This window comes from Noviherbaspirillum agri (assembly GCF_054780595.1).
In genome coordinates, this window is record NZ_BAAGWA010000005.1 from 256,875 (window position 1) to 278,210 (window position 21,336).

Genomic DNA, 21,336 nt, shown 5'->3' on the forward strand with positions numbered 1-21,336 from the left:
GCGATGCGTGCGCTGTATTGCCATGCCGATCCGGGGTGCCGCCCCGATACGCTGATCATTGTCTTGCCCGGCGCCTTGCAGCAGCCGAATGACCTGGTGGAGGCGGGCTTTGTCGAGGCCGTCATCGAGCGCGGCATGCCGCTGGATGTGGTGCTCGTCGATCTGCGGCTCAACTTTGTCGGCGACGCGATTGATCGCACGTCCTTGCAGCGCTTGCATGACGACGTGATAGCGCCGGCGCAGCACCTGGGCTATCGGGAAATCTGGCTGGCCGGCATCTCGATCGGAGGCTTCATGAGCCTTGCCTACGCAAGCCATCATCCCGGCTGCATTGCCGGCCTTTGCCTGCTTGCGCCGTATCCGGGCAGCCGACTGTTGACCAACGAGATCCGTGCCGCCGGCGGCGTGCATGCCTGGAGCGTCGGCACTGTGGAAGACGACCTCGAGCGTCACGTATGGCGCTGGCTGCAGTCCCGCCCGTTGAAGTCGGTGGAAGTCTACTTTGGGTATGGATTGCAGGATCGTTTTGCACAAGGCCAGCAGATGATGGCGGCTGCCATATCGAATGGCGAATCAGACGCTGTGGCAAACGCATTTGTCGACGCCATCGAGGGGGCGCATGACTTGCCCGTCTGGCGCCGACTATGGGGCAATTTCCTTGACCGGATTGCTCCACGTCTGTGTCAGGACGACAGGAAGGATGTGGCATGACGTCTGCATCAATACGCTGGCGCATGCCGCTCCTCGTGCGCGTGACGCTCGTGCTGCACGCGGTGATGCTCGTGGCGCTTGTCCTGATGACCGAGAGCTGGAAATGGGTGCTGGCGACTTTTGTCGTGAACCATCTCGTGCTGACGTTTGCCGGCCTCTGGCCGCGCAGCACCTGGCTGGGACCCAACTGGACCATGCTGCCGCCGGCATCGATTGCACGGCGCGAAATCGCGCTGACCATTGATGATGGACCGAATCCGGACGTCACGCCGAAGGTGCTTGACCTGCTCGACCGGTACGGCGTGAAGGCGACCTTCTTCTGCATCGGTACGCAAGCTGCGCGCTATCCCGAGCTGTGTCGACAGATTGTCGAACGCGGACACGCGGTGGAAAACCACAGCCAGCATCACCGTCACCATTTCTCACTGCTCGGTCCGAAAGGCTTTGCGCGGGAAATCGAAGCAGGGCAGGACACTCTGACGGCGATCACCGGTCGCCGCCCGCAATTCTTCCGCGCACCGGCTGGCTTGCGCAATCCTTTCCTTGACCCGGTGCTGGCGCGTCTAGGCCTGCGCCTTGCCGCATGGACCCGGCGCGGTTTCGACACGCGTACCGGCGACCCCGCCATCGTCCTCAGCCGCTTGCTGCCCGATGTGCGGCCGGGAGCGATTCTACTGCTGCATGACGGCAACTGCGCGCGAACGAGCACCGGGGAGCCGGTCATTCTCGCGGTACTGCCGCCCCTGATCGAAGCCGCCCAGACAGCTGGACTCCGATTTGTCACCTTATCTTCCGCTCTTCACGCTACACGTCCATGACTACAACGTTTGTAAAGAAACTCATCGATGTCGCCACCGCGCCCTATCAATCCGCCGGCCGCTTCGCCTGGCATTTCGCACGCGGCAAGCTGGGCGGCGACCCGGTCTTTGTGGGCCTGCTCGAACATGGGCTGATTCCCGACAAGGCGCGCGTGCTCGACATCGGTTGCGGCCAGGGGCTGCTCGCGTCGTGGCTGTTGTCGGCGAAAGCATTGGCGCAAAAAGGTGTCTGGCCCGCGAACTGGCCGGCGGCGCCGAGCCCGGTCTCGATCCACGGCATCGAGCTGATGCCACGCGACGTCGAGCGCGCCCAGCGGGCGCTCGGCAATGCGGCCAGGTTCACGGTGGGTGACATGTGCCGAGCCGACTTCGGCAAGGCTGATGCCGTGGTCATCCTCGATGTCCTGCATTACGTGAACTATGAAGCGCAAGATGACGTCTTGCGCCGTGTGCGTGATGCACTCGCCCCGTCCGGCACGCTGATCCTGCGCGTGGGCGATGCCAGCGGTGGGCTGCCGTTCAAGTTCAGCGTGCTGGTCGATCATGTGGTCACCTTTGTACGCGGTCACCGCAACAGCCGCATGTTCTGCCGTCCGTTGTCGGAATGGCAGGCTGCGTTGGCCAAGCTGGGTTTTTCCGTGAGTACCTTGCCAATGAATAAGGGCACGCCCTTTGCAAATATACTGTTGGTCGCCAAACTGCAACCAAGCGCCTGACATAGTTTGTTACAATCGCCGCGCCATTTTCAACCCTGCCCGTCCTGAATTTTGAAACCGCTTCTCCTCTCGCATTTCACCGCGACCAGCTGTCTCGGGCGCGGGCTTTTCCAGACGCTGCAGGCCCTTCGCCAGCGCAAGAGCGGCCTGGCGCATTGTGACTTCGACACGGTCGACCTCGACACCTACATCGGCGCCGTGCCCGGCCTTGACGCGGTGCAGATGCGTGCCGACATGCAGGCTTATGACAGCCGCAACAACCGGCTCCTGCAACTTGCGCTCGAACAGGACGGTTTTGCCGACGCGGTGCACGCCGCTATGGCAAAACACGGTCGTGGTCGCGTGGGCATTTTCCTCGGCACCAGTACATCCGCCATCCTGCAGACGGAGCTGGCCTACCGCGAGCGGGACAGCGCAACGGGCGAATTGCCTGCCAGCTTCAACTACAAAACCACGCACAGCACCTTTTCCGCGGCCGATTTCGCCCGGCAGTATTTCGGGTTGACCGGTCCGGCAGTCGTCATTTCGTCGGCGTGTTCGTCGAGTGCCAAGGTCTTCGCATCGGCGCGGCGCATGATCGAAGCCGGTGTGATCGACGCGGCGCTTGTCGGCGGCGTGGATACGCTTTGCCTCACCACGCTCTACGGGTTCAATTCGCTGCAGCTGACATCGACGCAGCCTTGCCGCCCATTCGATGCCAACCGTACCGGCATCTCGATCGGCGAAGCCGCCGCGCTGGCATTGCTGGAACGCGTGCCATCCAGCCTGGACGCGGACGCGGTGCTGCTCACCGGTATCGGCGAGTCCAGCGATGCCTATCACATGTCTTCGCCGCATCCGGAAGGGCTTGGCGCGCAGATCGCCATGCGGCAGGCTTTGACTGCCGCCGGCCTCGCTCCCGAGCAGATCGATTACATCAACCTCCATGGCACGGCGACGCCGAGCAATGACGCCGCCGAGGGCAAGGCGGTGATCGCCGTGTTCGGTTCCGGCACGGCATGCAGTTCGACCAAGGGCGCGACAGGCCACACGCTCGGCGCCGCTGGCGGCATGGAGGCCGTCATCAGTGCATTGGCGCTGCAGCACGGCTTCATGCCCGGCGGCCTGAATACGACGCAAGTTGACCCGGCATTGCCGCTGAACTATCTGCTGGAAAACCGAGAGCAGCGTATCGAACGCGTGCTGAGCAACTCCTTCGGCTTCGGCGGCACCAACTGCAGCATCATTCTTTGCCGCGCAAACTGAGACTCCTGCAATGACCACTCTTACCGGATATATCGACGGCATCGGACTGATCGGCCCCGGGTTCGCCGACTGGCTCGCTGCGCGCGCCGTGCTTGCCGGTGAAGCGCCATACCAGTACGCAAAAACGCAATTACCTGCGCCTGCCGCACTGCCGGCAGCCGAGCGGCGCCGCTGCGGGCCGATCGTCAAACTGTCCCTGGCCATCGGCTACGAGGCAGCCGGCGCGGCAGGGCTGGACGTGTCCACCTTGCCCACCGTGTTTTCTGCCTCCGGTGGCGATGGCGGCAACTGTCACGAAATCTGCCAGATGCTCGCCTCCGAAGACCGGCAGATCTCGCCGACGCGCTTTCACAACTCCGTGCATAACGCTGCAGCTGGTTACTGGAGCATTGCCGCCCGCGCGATGGCGCCGTCTTCCGTGCTGTGCGCGTACGACGCAAGCTTTGGCGCCGGTCTGCTGGAGGCGCTGGCGCAAGTTACGGTCGACAACACGACAACGCTGCTGATTGCCGCAGACACGACATACCCGGAGCCGCTGCGTAAGACACGGCCGATTCCCGACGACTGCGGTGTCGCGCTGGCCCTGTCGCCAGCCGCGAGCGCCGGCACGTTGGCACGGATCCGCGTCTCGCAGATCCAGGCCGAGCCCGACCAGCTTCCCGATGCTGCACTGGAGCAACTGCGGGAATCGGTTCCGGCAGCACGCAGCCTGCCGATGCTGCGTGCGATCGCACGGCGCGAAAGCGCACGTCTGGTGCTCGACTATCTCGACGGTACGCAATTGGCGGTAGAAGTGACGCCATGCAACTAGACCGCCTCGATCGCGTCTGGATTGCGGCGCACATTCCCCACCAGGGAGACATGTGCCTGCTCGATTCCGTCGATACCTGGGATGCACAGCGCATCCAATGCGCCGCAAGCAGCCACCGGGATGCGAAGAATCCACTGCGTTCCCACGGGCGTCTTGGCGCCGCGTGCGGCATCGAATATGCAGCGCAGGCAATGGCCGTTCACGGCGCTTTGCTCGCACCACAGCAGGCCCGCCCGCGCATGGGATTTCTCGCCAGCGTGCGCGGTGTGACCTTGCATGTCGGGCGCCTCGACGATATCGGCGCCAATCTGTCGATCGAAGCCGAACGCTTCAGCAGCGACGGTAACAACGTCCTGTACGACTTCGCGGTTCGCACAGACGGCCGCGTACTGCTGGAGGGAAGGGCTGCCGTGATCATCAATGCGGAAACGATTCATTCAGGAGACCATGCATGAAACGCGCACTCGTCACTGGCGGAAGCGGTGCCATCGGCGCGGCGGTGAGCCGCAGCCTGGCCACGGACGGCCACCATGTTTATGTCCATGCCAACAAGCGGCGCGATGATGCGCAGGCTGTGGTGGACGCGATCCGTGCCGCTGGCGGCAGTGCGGAGGTACTGGTATTCGACGTGACCGATGCCGATGCAGTCAACGCCGTGCTGCAGCCGCTGGCGGGAGAAGAGGCGGACCAGCCGATCCAGATCCTCGTCAACAATGCAGGCATTCATGACGATGCGGTGTTCCCGGGCATGCACAGCGCTCAGTGGCATCGCGTCATCGACGTGTCGCTGCATGGCTTCTACAACGTGACGCATGCACTGATGATGCCGATGATCCGCAGCCGCTGGGGGCGCATCATCAACATGTCGTCGGTCGCCGCCATCACCGGCAACCGTGGCCAAGTGAATTATTCCGCCGCAAAGGGCGCGCTGAACTCCGCGACCAAGTCGCTCGCGCTGGAAGTCGCCAGCCGCGGCATTACCGTCAATGCCGTTGCGCCAGGCATCATTGAAAGTGAAATGAGCGAAGGCGCATTCGACGCCAAGGCGATCCAGAACATGGTGCCGATGAAGCGGGCCGGCAAGCCGGAAGAGGTCGCCGAACTGGTTCGTTTTCTCGCATCGTTGCAGGCTGCCTACATCACCGGGCAGGTCATCTCCATCAACGGCGGTCTCATCTGATCAATTCTGTTAGGCTGCGTCTTTTGCCTGACTTGATGAGGTTACATGAGTATTGCTGCTGACGTGCATAACGCGGTTTCGGTGCACAAGACCGAGGCATTGCTGTTCTTCGTTCTTCTCCAGCTCACGGTGATCGTGCTGGCCGCGCGTATCGGCACCGAAATCGCAGTGCGCGTCGGTCAGGCAGCAGCCGTTGGCGAAATCATTGTCGGCATCCTGCTCGGCCCTTCGCTGTTCGGCCTGCTCGCTCCGGACCTTTTCCATTACGTGTTCCGTTCGGCTGCGCCCGAGCCGATGCAGATCCTGTCGCAGATCGGCCTGGTGTTGCTGATGTTCCAGATTGGCCTGGAGTTCGACTTCGCCCACCTCACGGAGCGGCGCAACAGCAAGGCGGTGTTCTGGATTGCGCTGGCCAGTCTCGCCACGCCGTTCGTGCTTGGCCTTGCGCTCGGGTTCTATAGTGCACCGTTCCTGTCGCCCGGCGCGAACTCCACCGCATCGGCACTCTTCATCGCCACGGCTTTCTCGATCACCGCACTGCCTATCCTCGGTCGCATCATGATCGAGTTCAACATGACGCGCACGCAGATCGGCGTCATTGCCATCAGCGCGGCGGCCATCAACGACGTGGTCGGCTGGCTTTTGCTGGCGCTGGTGACGACGCTGACCGTTTCCAATTTCGACGGTATGAGCTTTGCGATCAAGGTCGCGCTGGTGATCGGGTTCCTGCTGCTGTGCTGGCTGGTCGTGCGGCCGCTGCTGCGCCGGGTCGTGCAGCGCTTCGACGTCAAGCGGCTCGGTTTGTCGAACAACCTGCTTGGCATCGTGCTGGCCGCCATTTTCCTCGCATCGATGGCGACGTATCAGCTCGGTATTTTTGCCATCTTTGGCGGCTTCATGATGGGTGTCATCCTGCATGATGAAGAGGCGTTCGTCGAAGCCTGGAAGGAAAAGATCGGTCCGCTCGTGACCGTGTTCTTCCTCCCGATCTTCTTCACCTATACCGGACTGCGGACGGACATTGGCGGACTCGACAGCATGGCTGCGTGGGGATGGTGTGCGCTGATCGTGGTGCTGGCCACCGCCGGCAAGTTCGGCGGCGCCTACGTGTCTGCACGCGCGGTCGGGATGAACCGCCATGAGGCCAACATCATGGGCATCATGATGAACACGCGGGCGCTGATGGAGCTGATCGTGATTAACGTCGGCTACGACCTGGGCGTGATTTCGCAGCAGGTATTCACGATGCTCGTCATCATGGCGATCTTCAGCACGGTGGTCACCAGCCCATGCCTGCGCTTGTGGCTGCCGCGCATCGGCTTGCCGGTCGGGACAAGAAACTGAGTCAGCCGAGCACTTTGCGCAGGATAAGCAGCGGCAATCGCAGGGCGAAGCCGAAAAAGAGGCGGGTATGCATCCAGGTGAGCAGGGTGTTGTCCCGCAGGTAGCGGAAGTGTGACACACCGCCTTCGTCCGCGCTGAAGTAGCGTACCGGTGCGTCGACATTCACCGGCATCACGCCCCGCCAGCAAAGGCGCACTACGGCCTCCGGGTCGAAATCGAAGCGGCGCATCCAGCGCTGGCCGCGCATCACGGCGCGCAGCGGTTCAATCGGATACACGCGGAATCCGAACAGCGAATCGCCGATGCCCGCCCACAACGTCTCGAGATTCGCCCACCAGTTCGACACCTGCCGGCCCTTGACGCGCAGTGCCGGCGCGCTGGCGTCGAAGACCGGCTTTCCCAGCACCATGCGGCCAGGATGACATGCCGATTCCGCCATGAATGTGGGAATCAAATCAGCCGGATGCTGGCCGTCCGAATCCATCGTCAATGCGTGGGTGAAACCCTTGGCTGCGGCCTCGTCCAGTCCATGCAGGACGGCGGCTCCCTTGCCCACGTTTTGCGGAAGCACGATGACACGCAGCGCGTCATCCTCTGCTGCCATCGCCTCCAAGCCTGCGGCCGTGCCATCGGTGCTGCCGTCCACCACGACCCACACCGGATTCCAGTACCGACGTGCTGCGCGCACCGTCTCGTACACCTTCGGTCCAGGGTTGTAGCTGGGGATCAGTACCAGGTGCGTGGAAGAGGGGGCAGTCATGGGTGTGGCGGTAAAAGGCGGCGGTGAAAAGCGGAGTGAATTCAGTCGGCAACAACGGCTTCCGGCACGGCGGCAGGAGTTGACGCATCAGAAGCCGGTGCATTGGGAGCAGCTATTGCCGGCGCCGATGCGGACGCGACTTCGGCCTGCCCTCCGAGTTCCTGTCGGAAATACTGCTCGAGCTCGGCCATGAAAACGCCGCTGTCTTCCGGTGCTTCGAAACGGCGGCCGAGGCGTACGCGATAGCTCATTGGCATCGGCGGCATCTTGTAGACCGGCCAGCCCTTGGTCAGGAAGGGGGAGTCGGTTTCGATGAATACCGTCTGCACCGGCACCTTTGCGCGGCAGGCGATGACGCCGATGCTGCCGGTCAGCGGATTGAGCGGCTTGCGCACCGTGCGCGTGCCTTCCGGGAAGAGCAGGATACGGCTGCCGCGCTTGAGGTCCGCGACCGCAAGCGAAATCATCTGCCGCAGCGACGCATTCCGGATGTAGCGCGCCATGCGGGCGCCGGCGCCGAGGAACAGGTTGCTGATGATTTCCGCCTTCATGATGCAGGCGACGTCGGGCAGGCGCGACACGACGAGCACCGCGTCCCACAGGGACGGATGATTGGGGGCGATGATCAGGGACTCCTCTGCGCGAAGCGCATCCAGCGCCTTCAGGTCGAAGCGGAAGCGTCCGGAAATCGACAGCGTGCCAAGGAACAGGCGAAACGCCGCCATGATGACGAAGCGGCCGAGGCGCCGCCCGGCGTCGGCCGGCATGAGCGGATGCAGCACCACCGCGAACATCGTCCACAGCAGGCACAGGAAACCGAAGAAGGACAATCCAACGTAGAAAACCGCATAGTCGTATCCCCGGAGGAGAAGACGCAAGCAAGCTTTCATAGTGGTGTTCCGGGAGGTGAGTCGGTCTGAAATCAGGGCAACGGCGTTTCCTGCAGATCCGCTCGTTAGTCGGCGCCTATGATAAAGGATGGGATGCCAATAAGCACTATTTAAAATACAAGATTTGCCGAGAAATTCCGGGTTTTTTACGCGTTATGCCGGCACGGCGAAATCGATCGGGTGGCCTGCCGTTGCCTCGATTTCCATCAAAAGGTCCGGCCGGCAGATATCCGCCTTCAGGAACATCAGCCGTGCCGTGGCACCCAGCGCACGCCGCAGTTCGTCATGAATCGTGCCGACGTCCTTTTCATGCCGCACGTAGACCTTGTAGCACAGGTCGCCCAGCGTGAATCCGGCCGTCGGCGCAACCCGGTTGGCCTCCGCGACCATGGCGGAAATGTTGGCCAGCGTCTCGCGCACCTGCGCGACGACATCGCCCGCATGCAGCGTGCGGTGCCCCACAATGCTTGCCGTGCCCGACAGGAACAGCACATCGCTGCCACCCAGCCGAGCCATCGTCGCGCGTGAAAAGGTCGGGCTGCGCGGCCCGTACTCGCGCGGATAATCGTAGGCGCTCACTTGCCGGGGGTTTTCGATCGCCACCGGCGCCGCGCCGCGGCCGGCAAGGAAATATACGGTGAGCGGTCCGGACGCGAATCCCACCGCCGACGCGGCCGGCACGACGCCGCCGGTAACTTGACGGCCGCTGCCGAGAAAGCCGTCCTGCCGGCCCGTGTTGAACTGGCGGTAGCGCTCCAGACCATGGCTGTGGCCGGTGATGTCGGCCATGTAGTTCCAGAATCGCATCACGTGCGGAAATCCCAGGCCGTCGATCAGACTGAAGATCGAGCGGTAGGCGGTCTCCGTGGCCTGCTGTAGCGGAGTCTTTCCCGCACCATGGACGCTGGCGCTGTCGAAGTCGGATTCGTGCAGCTGGATGGCGCCGAACAGGATGTCGTCGTTGTGCCCGTAGCGCACGCCATGCAGCTCGCCATAGCTGAGCTTGCCTTCAGCGCACCAGATTTCGCCGGTCGGAATGCCTGTTCCGGCGCTGCCGAGTGCGGGCATAGGTACCGGAATATGCGGGGCACCGCTCGTCCCGTTCGCAGTGCCCGATACCGGGGCGAAGGCAACCGCGCCAAGCATCGTTTTTTTCCAGTGTCCGTCGCCGGCCCGGAACTGGTCCAGGGGCAGGTAGGCGCATTGCAGATGTGTGGTTCCAGCCTGAATCAATTTGTCATCCCGTCTGCAAGATCAACACTGCGGATATTCTTTTTGCGCATGCGCCAAGCCGTCAGCGTGCGCCTGAAGTTGTATAGCGACATGGCGTAGTACAAGCCTTTGAATGCCAGCAGATGCGGCCAGATGCGCGTCTTGCCGAAGACGTCGCCCGCCAGCACGGAAAGCAGCGCTTCCTGCATGCGGAAGATGTTGCGCGGCCCCATGAACAGTTCGCGCATCGTCGGGTTCGTCACGCGATAGATGAACCAGGAAAACTGCTTCGGCCCGATGCGCATCACTTTGTCGAAGCGACGCAGTGCCGCCGATGCCTTCTCCGGCGAACGCAGGCAGGTATCGACGGTGTCCGCGCCGGCAAAGGCACTGTTCATCGCCAGCATCACGCCGGAGGAAAAGACCGGATCGATGAAGGCGTAGGCGTCGCCCAGCAACAGGTAGTTGGCACCGTGCGTGTGGTCGCAGCTGTAGGCAAAGTTGCCGGTCGCTTCCACATCGGACACGATCTGTGCGCCTTCCAGACGCTCCTTCAGCGCGGGGCACATGGCAATCGTGTCCATCAGGAAGTCGGCAAGCGGCTTCTTGCGCGTTTTCAGGTAGTACGGCCAGGTGACGGCGCCGACGCTCGTTTTGCCGTGCTGCAGAGGGATGAACCAGAACCAGCCATGCTCGAACCAGAAAATGGTGATGTTGCCTTCGGCCTTGCCTTCATTGCGTTTGGCGCCGGTGAAATGGGCGTACAGCGCCGTGCTGTTATGCCTTTCATTACGATGTTTCGCCTTGAAGCGATTGGCGAGGAAGGTGTCTCGGCCCGAGGCGTCGAGCACAAAACGCGCGCGCCAAGACCGCTTCGAACCATCATCGAGTTGGGCGTGGATCACCGCGCCCTGGTCGTTCGGAAGGAAGGCAACGTCGTTGACCTTGCAAGCTTCTAGCACCGTTGCGCCTTTGCGCTGCGCGTTGCGGATCAGAATTTCATCGAACTCCGCGCGCTGTACCTGATAGGCGTGCGGCATCGATTTGTCCATCGCCTCGCCAAAATGGAAGACCTGCTTGTGCGCATGCCAGGGCGACACGAATTCCGCCGACCACTTTTCCATGCCGATCGCGCGCACTTCATCGGCAACGCCGAGCTGGTCCAGAAGCGGCAAATTCGCCGGCAACAGGGATTCGCCGATATGAAAGCGTGGATGCCTTGCCTTTTCTGCAAGCGTTACCCGGTAACCCTTTTGCGCCAGCAGGGCCGCTGCGGTAGAGCCGGCGGGACCGCCGCCGATCACAAAAACATCGCATTCAGTAGCGTCGGCTGGAATGGCGGCATGCGCCTCTGCGAGAGCATCCATTGGCATGTCTTGATGTTGAGTCGGGGCAAGACTTTAACACCAAATATTGCTCCGTAGATACCCGTCGTTATGGACGCTGCGGATTATGGCTCGGGGCGTGATTCAGCGTCAGAATGCTCGGTCATACTCCCTGTTCATCCATGTAACAACTTTCGACATGTTCTATAAATTAACGATTGTCAATACCTTCAATGCGTTGTGAAGTCAATTTCTTTTTTGGATCAAGGGTTTACGTTTTTTCTGGATAATCTGCAACAACATTTCCCTGTGGATTTAATTTCCATAGCGCAATTTGCTAAGATGGCGAACCCTTTGCCGCTTTTAGTACGGCCGGTCCGGCGCATGGAAGCGCCGGGCTGACATTCAAATTACGATTCTTACAATGTTTTCACTACGTCGTGACCGCTCGGAGCTGTTGGCGAAAGCGCAGTTGAACAGCCTCATGGAAGTGGCCGGCGACGTGGTTTTCCGCTTGAATGCGCAAGGCGTGATCCTGTACGCGAGCAAGCGTGCGGTTGATCTGATCAACGGTGGTATGAATCCGGCGGGCATGGCGCTTGGCGAGCTGATGGTCGCTGCGGACCGTCCTGCGCTCGAATCCGCCATCGCGCAAACCGCAGCCACCAACCAGCAAGGCAAATTGAATGTCCGCCTCAAGACGGCGATGGATGCGCTCTGGCTGGAGCTGCGTTTTACGGCCTGTCCTGCAGCGCAGGGAGGCATCGAAGTGCTGGCAGTCGGCCGAGACATTTCAGAGCAGCAGGTGAGTGAAGAGCGAGTACGCCATCTGGCCACGCACGATGCGCTGACCGAGTTGCCGAACCGCGCGCTGCTGTCCGACCGCGTGCGCCTTGCCATTGCGCGTTCGCGTCGTACCGGCGGCGGCTTTTCCGTCATCGCGCTTGACCTTGATGGTTTCAAGAAAGTCAACGACGCCCTCGGACATGCCGTCGGCGATGCATTGCTGCGCGTGGCGGCCGCGCGCCTGTCAGATGCGCTGGGCGGCGAAGATACGCTGGCACGCATGGGCGGAGACGAGTTCCTCGCTGTGCTGCCGGGAGTGGTGACCGAAGCGGATATACAGGCCGTTGCGCGTCGCATGATTTCCAGTGTCCATCTGCCGTTCGATATCCAGGGGCACATCCTCTACGTGGGGATCTCGCTCGGGGCGGCAGTTTTTCCGGAGCACGGCGATGACGAGGTGAAATTGCTCGCGCATGCGGATACCGCATTGCGCCGTGCCAAGGAAACAGGCAAGGCGCGCTGCGTTGTCTACTGCAACCAGAAATTTGACCAGCCGGACCATGATGTCGCGATGGAGGCGGCGATGTTCCAGGCGGTGCGCGACGGCGAGTTCCTGCTGCACTACCAGCCGATCGTCGACGCACGCAGCCGCCGGATCATGGGTTTCGAGACCTTGATGCGCTGGCACCGACCCGGCATCGGCATGGTGTCGCCGTTGCAGTTCATCCCGATGGCCGAAAGTAACGGCCTGATCAACCTGCTTGGAGCATGGGCGCTGAAGGCAGCCTGCATGCAGGTGAAACGATTTTCGGAGGCGGCGGGCAGGCCGCTCTATGTGTCGGTCAACGTCAGTCCGCGGCAGTTCCGGAACGACCAGTTCCTCGACGTCATGGACGAGGCGCTGAAGCTGTCCGGACTGGACGGGCAGCAGTTGCTGCTCGAGATCACCGAAGGCATCCTGATGTCTGATCCCGCCCATGCGGAAGCACTGCTGAATGCGATGGCAGAGCGTAATGTCCGCATTGCGATTGACGACTTCGGCACGGGATACTCGTCGCTTGCCTATCTGAAGCGCTTCCCGATTGCAACGTTGAAGATCGACCGTGCATTCATCAAGGATCTGCCGTCGTCCGTCAAGGATGTCGCAATCTGCAACGTGGTGCTCAGCCTTGCGAGCCACCTGAACCTGAGCACCGTTGCCGAAGGTGTTGAGAATGAACAGCAACTGCAGTTCCTCGCCTCGCACGGTTGCGATTTCATTCAGGGATATCTGACAGGCCGGCCATTGTTGCCCGAGCATGCGATCAAGCTGCTGCAGACCGGGGGCGGCGTGCTCACGAGCGAGGTCAGTGCATGAGTGAACTCGACCGGGGCGCGTCGGCGAAAGCCGTGCAAACCATGGAACTGCTGTGGGCGCGCGTGCGACAACGAGGCGACCTGCCGGGTTTCTCCAGTGTGGTGAACGCGATTGTCGGTGCCATGCGCGGTGACGACGAACGCGAATTCAACATGACGAGAACCGTGCTGCAGGACCCGGCGCTGACCCAGAAGGTTCTGCGGCTCGCCAATAGCGCGATGTACTCGGTATTCGGCCAGGACATCAACACCGTTTCAAAGGCGGTCATCGTCCTTGGCACCGAGGCGATCGGCCACCTTGCGCTCGGACTCAAGCTGATTGACGGGTTGTCGGCCGTTTCTGCCGAATCGGCGCAGACGCGCGACGAAATGGAAAAGGCCGTGCTCGCCGGACATATCGCGCGGCAAGTGGTGTCGTCGGCGGGCATGCGCAATGCAGAGGAGGCCGTGGTCTGTTCGATCCTGCACTCGCTCGGACGCATGATGGCCGTCTTCTATCTTTCCGACCGCTGGCCGCAAGTGCAGCAGCGTTCCGCCGAACTCGGTAATGAAAACGAGGCCGCGCGTGAAATCTTCGGCCTGAGCCTGGACGATATTGGCCGTCAGGTTGCACAGCAGTGGTCCCTGCCTGCCACGGTGGTCAATACCTTGGGCGAAGTGCCGCCGCGGCCCGTCAGTGAACCGCTCGACCATGGCGATTGGCTCGCCGTCGTCTCCACGCTGTCATCGCGTTGTGCAGATGTACTTTCCGTTGCGGATGATGGCGCGGGTGCACAAGTTGCCGCCCTGGCTGCCGGTTATGCCGACATGCTGGGCTTGCCGGCTTCGGAACTGGTCACCGCCATCGATGCCGGCCATCGCACCGCCGCCGAAGAAGAGGTGGGAGGCATACGCGGCGCCAAGGCCGGCGCATCTGCACGGCGTGCTTCCGCCTCTGTCGCCGGCAAACCGGCCGATGCGGCGACCATCCTGCGCAGTGGGGTTGCTGACATGCGCGGTGCATCGCGCAGCGCGAGCACCGGGCAGTTGATGTCGATGGCGTTGGAAACGGTTTACCAAGGACTTGGCTTCAGGCGGACGGTAGCTTTCGTGCGCGATCGGGAGCGCGGCCAGTATGTGGCCCACCTCGGCCTTGGCGATGGTGTCCACGAACTGCTGCCGCGTCTGGCATTCAGTGATGCCTACCAGCCGGACGTCTTCCACGCCGCGATGGTCAACGACAAGATGGTCTTCGTCGAGAACGCGCTCAACCCGGCCTTCGCCAACAAGGTCCCTCGCTGGTGGAAAGATACATTTCCATCCGTTCGCAGCTTCATGGTCCTGCCGCTGACCGTCAACCGGCAAGCACTCGGCTTCCTGTACGGTGACTGGGATGCTGCCCAGCCCGGCGCTACGATCGACCAGGTAGAAATCGCTCCTCTTGACGCGCTGCGCATGCTCCTTACGCGTACCATCGCTGAGCGCCGGCAGGTCGAGCCATCCTGGGTGCGAAAAATCTTTTAGGGCAGCTTCGGCATGACCGGCCGATCGAGTCCGGGTTCATTGCTCACGGCACACGCACGGCGGCGCGTCGTAGCGAACTCGGCACCTCGGCCCGGCGTCGCCCCGCGCGATGGCAGGAGCCGCACCATCGAGCCGAGGACGGGGCAGCTCTCATGAACTGTCCAACCAGACTGAAGTTGCTCCATCACTTCCTAGCCCCCCGTTTTACCTCAGCAGATTGCTTCAGGGTTTGGCCTTGCGAGCCAGGTTGTTGACCTTGCAATAAGGTCGTCGCCTTCCAAAAATTTCTCTTTGAGCTTTCTCAACTGTATCCGCACGGAACAGCGCTAACTTGCCGATCGGAATGGCAAAAAATGTTATCAAATGTTAAATTAATTGGTCTTTCGACAATGTGAGAATGCGGGGGAGCTATGAGTGAGGCAATCGTTTTTACATCAATCGTGTTTGGTGGCCTGCTCTTCTGGTTTGCATCGACGCGGGAAACGTCCACGAAATACCGCAAGAAAAACGTGCTGACCGGAAGTGAGCGCGAGTTTTTTTACCGCTTGCGGCATGCCTTGCCGGAGTGCGTGGTCTGTCCGCAAATGGCAGTATCGGCACTGATCGAGCCGATGGGTATTGGTGTGGCGCGCAAAAGCGGGCTTGACCGTATCAGGGGCGAGCGTGTCGGTTATGCGATATTCGACGAGAAAATGCATTTGATCGCCATCGTGGAAATCGATCATCGATCCCGAACAAGCCGCCGCGACATGGTGCGGGATGCCTACTTTGCCAAAGCTGGCATCAGGACGGTCCGATTCTCGGCAAAACGCCTTCCATCCGAGGGCAAGATCAAGAGCAGCATCTATGCGCGCGACAGCGTCCGGCGCCAGCAAGCGGAATGTATCAATACCGCAGACCGTAAAGCTGACATTGAGTTTGTCCGGCCAGAAGTCGTCTGGCGCAATACCGCAAACGCGCAGATCTGAACCTGAGGCGAGCGCGGTCGCTGCCCGGGCGGGATAAAATGCGTTTGCATCGCGGCGCGACGGCGTGCCGACGATGGACTCGAATTAGCCATGGCCAGACTCCCGCGACTCGTCGTTCCCAATCAGACCCATCACATCATCCAGCACGGCAACAACCGACAGGCGATTTTCCTTGAGGACGAGGACTACTCGGCTTTCCTGCGCTGGTTGCGTGAGGCAGCCCGGCAATTCAAGGTTGCGATTCACGCTTATGTGCTGATGCCCAATCACTTGCATCTCCTGGTATCTCCGCAGGACCGCACCGGTCTCTCGAAGATGATGCAGTGGGTCGGGCGCCATTATGTGCCGTATTTTAATAGCAAGTACCAGCGGACCGGCACCCTCTGGCAGGGTCGATACAGGGCCACGATCATCGAGGCTGAGCGTTATTTCCTGCCTTGCAGCTGCTATATCGAGCAGAACCCGGTACGTGCTGGTCTCGTTGCAGCGCCCGCGGATTACCCTTGGTCCAGCTACGCCCACCATGCCGGCACAAAACCCGACCCGCTTATTACCGATCATCCACTGTTCTGGGGGCTGGGTAATACGCCATTCGACCGCGAGCTCGCATATCAGCGATTGATGGAGCGGGCACCAGGCATTGAGGAAACCAACGCCCTGACAGAAGCCACGCTGAAAGGTTGGCCACTTGGTTCGGATCAATTCAAAGCGGCACTCGAAAAACAGGCAAGCCGCCGCGTGATACCCGCCAAGCGCGGACGGCCACCGAAAGAAAAGCCAGTATTCACTTCTCCGCGCGAGCCGACGTAGCAACAGAGTGTCTCTATCGTTTAAGAAAAACGGCAAATCAACTGCCTTCGATTTAACTCTGTCCCTATTTGTAATGCTGGCAGAATGAAGATTGCATTAATTTTGCTCCGACCCCAATTAATTAAGTTGAACAATCTATTGCACTGCACTATTCTTCATCCTCAACATCACACAAGTTGCGGAGAAAGCTTATGCACGCGCAAGGTCTATACGATCCTGTCAACGAACATGACGCCTGCGGCGTCGGTTTCGTCGCCCACATTAAAGGCAAGAAAAGCCACTCTATCGTCGAGCAAGGCCTGCTGATTCTCAAAAACCTCGATCACCGGGGTGCGGTCGGCGCGGACAAGCTGATGGGCGACGGCGCGGGCATACTGATCCAGATCCCGGACCAGTACTACCGTGAAGAAATGGCGAAGCAGGGAGTAGCCCTGCCGCCGCCAGGGGAATACGGTGTTGGTATGGTCTTCCTGCCGAAGGAAAGCGCTTCCCGCATCGCCTGTGAACAGGAAATCGAACGTGCCGTGCTGGCTGAAGGGCAGGTCGTCCTCGGCTGGCGTGACGTTCCGATTGATCTCGACATGCCGATGTCGCCGACCGTGCGTGCCAAAGAGCCGGTCATCCGCCAGATCTTCATCGGCCGCGGTCCGGACATCATGGTGACGGACGCGCTGGAGCGCAAGCTGTATGTGATCCGCAAGTCGTCCGGCCATGCCATCCAGGCGCTGAACCTTATCCACGGCAAGGAATTTTTCGTGCCGTCAATGTCGGCGCGCACCGTCGTTTATAAAGGTTTACTTCTCGCCGACCAGGTCGGTGTGTATTACAAGGATCTGCAGGACCCGCGCTGCGTCTCGGCGCTTGCACTCGTGCACCAGCGCTTCTCGACCAATACCTTCCCGGAATGGCCGCTGGCGCACCCGTATCGACTGATCGCCCACAACGGTGAAATCAACACGGTGAAAGGCAACTTCAACTGGATGCGTGCCCGCGAAGGCGTGATGAAGTCGGCTGTCCTCGGTGACGACCTGAAGAAGCTCTTCCCGCTGATTTACGAAGGCCAGTCCGACACCGCCTGCTTCGACAACGCGCTCGAACTGCTGGTGATGGCGGGCTATCCGGTGGCACAAGCGATGATGATGATGATCCCGGAAGCCTGGGAAAACCACTCGCTGATGGATGACAATCGTCGCGCATTCTATGAATACCACGCTGCGATGATGGAGCCGTGGGACGGCCCTGCTGCAATGGCCTTTACCGACGGTCGCCATATCGGCGGCACGCTCGACCGCAACGGCCTGCGCCCCGCACGCTACATCGTGACTGACGATGACCTCGTCGTCATGGCCTCCGAATCTGGCGTACTGCCGATTCCGGAATCGAAGATCATCAAGAAGTGGCGCCTGCAGCCGGGCAAGATGTTCCTGATCGACCTCGACGCTGGCCGCATCATCGACGACAAGGAACTGAAGGACACCTACGCCAACGCCAAGCCGTACAAGCAGTGGATCGAGTCCGTCCGCATCAAGCTGGACGAGTTGGATGCCGAACCGGCAGAGCCGAAGTCCGAGATCCCGCTGCTCGACCGCCAGCAGGTATTCGGCTATAGCCAGGAAGACATCAAGTTCCTGATGGCCCCGATGGCGTCAAACGGCGAAGAAGCAGTCGGCTCCATGGGCAACGACTCGCCGCTGGCCGTCATGTCCAACAAGAACAAGACGCTGTACAACTACTTCAAGCAGCTGTTCGCGCAAGTCACCAACCCGCCGATCGACCCGATCCGCGAAGCGATGGTGATGTCGCTCGTGTCCTTCATTGGTCCCAAGCCAAACCTGCTCGACACCAACAACATCAACCCGCCGATGCGCCTCGAAGTGTCGCAGCCGGTCCTCGACTATGCGGACATTGCCAAGCTGCGCAACATCAGCAAGCACACCGGCGGCAAGTTCAAGTCATTTGAACTCAACATTTGCTATCCGGTTGCATGGGGCAAGGAAGGCATTGAAGCGCGTCTTGCATCGCTGTGCGCAAAGGCGGTGGATGCGGTCAAGTCCGGTCACAACATCCTGATCATCTCCGACCGCAAAGTCGACGCAGACCAGGTCGCGATCCCGGCGCTGCTCGCCACGTCGGCCATCCACCTGCATCTGGTCAGCAAGGGGCTGCGTACCTCCACCGGCCTGGTGGTGGAAACCGGCTCTGCACGCGAAACACACCACTTCGCACTGCTTGCCGGATACGGTGCGGAAGCTGTCCACCCGTACCTCGCGATGGATACGTTAACCGAAATGGCAAAGAGCCTGCCGGGCGAATTGTCGGCAGAGAAGGCGATCTACAACTTCCAGAAGGCGATCGGCAAGGGCCTGATGAAGGTCATGTCCAAGATGGGCATCTCGACCTACATGTCCTACTGCGGCGCGCAGATTTTCGAAGCCATCGGCCTGAACAAGGCGCTGGTCGACAAGTACTTCAAAGGCACGGCATCGAACGTTGAAGGTATCGGCGTGTTCGAAGTTGCAGAAGAAGCGCTGCGCCTGCACAGGCTGGCATTCAGCAATGATCCGGTATTGGCCAATGCGCTGGACGCCGGCGGCGAATACGCCTTCCGCGTGCGCGGTGAAGAGCACATGTGGACGCCGGACGCGATTGCGAAGCTGCAGCATTCGACCCGTTCGAACAACTTCAACACATATAAAGAGTACGCCCAGATCATCAATGATCAGTCCAAGCGTCACATGACGCTGCGCGGCCTGTTCGAATTCAAGATCGATCCAAGCAAGGCGATTTCGATCGACGAAGTCGAACCGGCAAAGGAAATCGTCAAGCGCTTCGCCACCGGCGCGATGTCGCTCGGCTCGATCTCGACGGAAGCGCACGCGACACTGGCGATTGCGATGAACCGCATCGGCGGCAAGTCCAATACCGGTGAAGGCGGCGAAGACGAGAACCGTTATCGCCAGGAACTGAAGGGCATCCCGATCAAAAAGGGCGAGACCCTCGCTTCCGTGATTGGTAAGGACCGCATCGAAGTCGACCTGCCGCTGCTGGAAGGTGATTCCCTGCGTTCCAAGATCAAGCAGGTGGCTTCCGGCCGCTTCGGTGTGACCGCCGAGTACCTGACTTCTGCCGACCAGATCCAGATCAAGATGGCGCAGGGCGCCAAGCCGGGCGAAGGCGGCCAACTGCCGGGCCACAAGGTGTCCGAGTACATCGCGAAGCTGCGCTTCTCGGTGCCGGGCGTCGGCCTGATTTCGCCGCCGCCGCACCACGATATCTATTCGATTGAAGACCTGGCACAGCTGATCCATGACCTGAAGAACGCCAATCCAAAGGCATCGATCTCGGTCAAGCTGGTATCTGAAGTCGGCGTCGGCACGGTGGCTGCTGGTGTCGCCAAGGCCAAGGCTGACCACGTCGTGATCGCCGGCCATGATGGCGGCACGGGCGCGTCGCCGCTGTCCTCGATCAAGCACGCTGGTTCACCGTGGGAGCTCGGCTTGGCTGAGACGCAGCAGACGCTGGTGCTGAACCGCCTGCGCAGCCGCATCCGCGTGCAGACCGACGGTCAGATCAAGACTGGTCGCGACGTTGTCATCGGTGCGCTGCTCGGTGCTGACGAATTCGGTTTCGCGACGGCTCCGCTAGTCGTCGAAGGCTGCATCATGATGCGCAAGTGCCATCTGAATACCTGCCCGGTCGGCGTTGCAACCCAGGATCCGGTGCTGCGTGCGAAGTTCTCCGGCAAGCCGGAATACGTTGTGAACTACTTCTTCTTCGTTGCGGAAGAAGTTCGCCAGATCATGGCGCAGCTCGGCATCCGCAAGTTCGACGAATTGATCGGCCGTTCCGACCTGCTCGACAAGTCGAAGGCAATCACGCACTGGAAGGCAAAGGGTCTGGACTTCACCAAGATCTTCCATCAACCTGACGTGCCGGCATCCGAGCCCCGCTTCCAGGTTGAAGAGCAGGACCACGGCCTCGAAAAGGCACTGGACCACAAGCTGATCGCACAAGCAAAGGCTGCGCTGGAAAAGGGCGAGAAGGTTTCCTTCATCTCGCCGGTGAAGAACGTCAACCGCACCGTCGGCACCATGCTCTCGGGCGAAGTCGCGAAGCGCTATGGTCACGACGGCCTGCCGGACGACACCATCCACATCCAGCTGCAGGGTACCGCCGGCCAGTCCGCCGGTGCGTTCCTCGCACACGGCATCACGCTGGATCTGGTCGGCGAGGGCAACGATTACGTCGGCAAGGGCCTGTCGGGCGGCCGCATCATCGTGCGCCCGAACACCGAATTCCGCGGTTGGGCGGTCGACAACATCATTGCCGGCAATACTGTGCTGTACGGCGCGATCTCCGGTGAAGCATTCATCAACGGCGTAGCCGGCGAGCGATTCGCAGTACGTAATTCGGGTGCCATCACTGTCGTTGAAGGCACAGGCGACCACGGCTGCGAATACATGACCGGCGGTACCGTCGTCGTCCTTGGCGCAACCGGCCGCAACTTCGCGGCTGGCATGTCCGGTGGCCTGGCTTACGTTTATGACCCGGACGGCGAGTTTGCGAAGAAATGCAACATGGCGATGGTTGTCCTTGACCCGGTGCTCTCCTCGGCCGACCAGGAAGCCAAGGTGGATCGTGCAATCTGGCACAGCCCGGTTCGCGGTGGTGAAGGACAGACTGACGAAGCGATCCTGAAGGGCCTGATCGAACGGCACTTCAAGTACACCGGCAGCACGCGCGCGCGCAACCTGCTGGACGACTGGGCTAACTCCCGTGCCAAGTTCGTGAAGGTGTTCCCGACCGAGTACAAGCGGGCACTGGCCGAGCTGCACGCAGCGGCCCAGGGAAAAGAAAAGATCGCAGCCTAACTGTCAATAAACAATGCAGCGGCAAGGGCA

17 protein-coding genes are annotated in these 21,336 nt (G+C 60.9%); 13 read left to right on the forward strand and 4 right to left on the reverse strand.

Features of this window, described 5'->3' with window-relative positions; genetic code table 11:
• The first annotated feature begins 3 nt into the window (after positions 1-3).
• Genes ACYVIA_RS11815 through ACYVIA_RS11850 form a run of 8 tightly spaced genes read left to right on the forward strand, consistent with a single transcriptional unit; the run spans position 4 to position 6,825 of the window.
• Positions 4-711 carry an alpha/beta fold hydrolase gene (locus ACYVIA_RS11815; protein WP_460840968.1) on the forward strand — a complete coding sequence of 236 codons (708 nt, stop codon included), beginning with the start codon at positions 4-6 and terminating at the stop codon, positions 709-711.
• Positions 708-1,529, forward strand: coding sequence for a polysaccharide deacetylase family protein (locus ACYVIA_RS11820; RefSeq protein ID WP_460840970.1), 822 nt, complete (start codon positions 708-710; stop codon positions 1,527-1,529). The genes ACYVIA_RS11815 and ACYVIA_RS11820 overlap by 4 nt, the downstream gene beginning before the upstream one ends.
• Entirely contained in the window at positions 1,526-2,245 is a 720-nt protein-coding gene (locus ACYVIA_RS11825) for a class I SAM-dependent methyltransferase (protein ID WP_460840971.1), read from the forward strand. The genes ACYVIA_RS11820 and ACYVIA_RS11825 overlap by 4 nt, the downstream gene beginning before the upstream one ends.
• 51 nt (positions 2,246-2,296) lie before the next feature.
• Positions 2,297-3,490 (forward strand): beta-ketoacyl-[acyl-carrier-protein] synthase family protein, encoded by a 1,194-nt coding sequence (locus tag ACYVIA_RS11830; protein ID WP_460840973.1) that lies wholly within the window; start codon positions 2,297-2,299, stop codon positions 3,488-3,490.
• Positions 3,491-3,500: 10 nt separating this feature from the next.
• Positions 3,501-4,301 (forward strand): beta-ketoacyl synthase chain length factor, encoded by an 801-nt coding sequence (locus ACYVIA_RS11835; RefSeq protein WP_460840975.1) that lies wholly within the window; start codon positions 3,501-3,503, stop codon positions 4,299-4,301.
• Entirely contained in the window at positions 4,292-4,756 is a 465-nt protein-coding gene (locus ACYVIA_RS11840; protein WP_460840977.1) for a 3-hydroxylacyl-ACP dehydratase, read from the forward strand. The genes ACYVIA_RS11835 and ACYVIA_RS11840 overlap by 10 nt, the downstream gene beginning before the upstream one ends.
• Positions 4,753-5,481, forward strand: coding sequence for a 3-oxoacyl-ACP reductase FabG (gene fabG / locus ACYVIA_RS11845; RefSeq protein ID WP_460840979.1), 729 nt, complete (start codon positions 4,753-4,755; stop codon positions 5,479-5,481). The genes ACYVIA_RS11840 and fabG overlap by 4 nt, the downstream gene beginning before the upstream one ends.
• Positions 5,482-5,526: 45 nt before the next feature.
• Positions 5,527-6,825 carry a cation:proton antiporter gene (locus ACYVIA_RS11850; protein WP_460840981.1) on the forward strand — a complete coding sequence of 433 codons (1,299 nt, stop codon included), beginning with the start codon at positions 5,527-5,529 and terminating at the stop codon, positions 6,823-6,825.
• A 1-nt stretch (position 6,826) separates the two neighbouring features.
• Here the strand turns inward: ACYVIA_RS11850 and ACYVIA_RS11855 are convergent, their stop codons facing one another.
• The 4 genes from ACYVIA_RS11855 to ACYVIA_RS11870 form a co-directional block, all read right to left on the reverse strand.
• Complete coding sequence (locus tag ACYVIA_RS11855; protein WP_460840983.1) at positions 6,827-7,585, reverse strand: glycosyltransferase family 2 protein; 759 nt, start codon at positions 7,583-7,585, stop codon at positions 6,827-6,829.
• Positions 7,586-7,626: 41 nt separating this feature from the next.
• On the reverse strand, positions 7,627-8,463 hold the full coding sequence (locus tag ACYVIA_RS11860) for a lysophospholipid acyltransferase family protein (RefSeq protein WP_460840984.1): 837 nt from the start codon (positions 8,461-8,463) through the stop codon (positions 7,627-7,629).
• 165 nt (positions 8,464-8,628) lie between these two features.
• Positions 8,629-9,708: a chorismate transformation enzyme, FkbO/Hyg5 family gene (locus tag ACYVIA_RS11865; RefSeq protein WP_460840986.1), complete on the reverse strand. Its 1,080-nt coding sequence runs from the start codon at positions 9,706-9,708 to the stop codon at positions 8,629-8,631.
• On the reverse strand, positions 9,705-11,054 hold the full coding sequence (locus ACYVIA_RS11870; protein WP_460840988.1) for an NAD(P)/FAD-dependent oxidoreductase: 1,350 nt from the start codon (positions 11,052-11,054) through the stop codon (positions 9,705-9,707). Before ACYVIA_RS11870 ends, ACYVIA_RS11865 begins: the two co-directional genes overlap by 4 nt.
• Positions 11,055-11,436: 382 nt before the next feature.
• Between ACYVIA_RS11870 and ACYVIA_RS11875 the strand changes: the two genes are divergently transcribed.
• The 5 genes from ACYVIA_RS11875 to ACYVIA_RS11895 all read left to right on the forward strand — a co-directional run bounded on the left by ACYVIA_RS11875 (position 11,437) and on the right by ACYVIA_RS11895 (position 21,306).
• Positions 11,437-13,155: a putative bifunctional diguanylate cyclase/phosphodiesterase gene (locus tag ACYVIA_RS11875; RefSeq protein ID WP_460840990.1), complete on the forward strand. Its 1,719-nt coding sequence runs from the start codon at positions 11,437-11,439 to the stop codon at positions 13,153-13,155.
• Positions 13,152-14,657, forward strand: coding sequence for an HDOD domain-containing protein (locus tag ACYVIA_RS11880; protein WP_460840992.1), 1,506 nt, complete (start codon positions 13,152-13,154; stop codon positions 14,655-14,657). The genes ACYVIA_RS11875 and ACYVIA_RS11880 overlap by 4 nt, the downstream gene beginning before the upstream one ends.
• Positions 14,658-15,067: 410 nt before the next feature.
• Entirely contained in the window at positions 15,068-15,625 is a 558-nt protein-coding gene (locus ACYVIA_RS11885; RefSeq protein ID WP_460840995.1) for a DUF2726 domain-containing protein, read from the forward strand.
• Positions 15,626-15,715: 90 nt separating this feature from the next.
• Entirely contained in the window at positions 15,716-16,435 is a 720-nt protein-coding gene (locus ACYVIA_RS11890; protein ID WP_460840996.1) for an REP-associated tyrosine transposase, read from the forward strand.
• A 191-nt stretch (positions 16,436-16,626) separates the two neighbouring features.
• Positions 16,627-21,306, forward strand: coding sequence for a glutamate synthase-related protein (locus ACYVIA_RS11895; RefSeq protein ID WP_460840998.1), 4,680 nt, complete (start codon positions 16,627-16,629; stop codon positions 21,304-21,306).
• Positions 21,307-21,336: the final 30 nt, after the last annotated feature.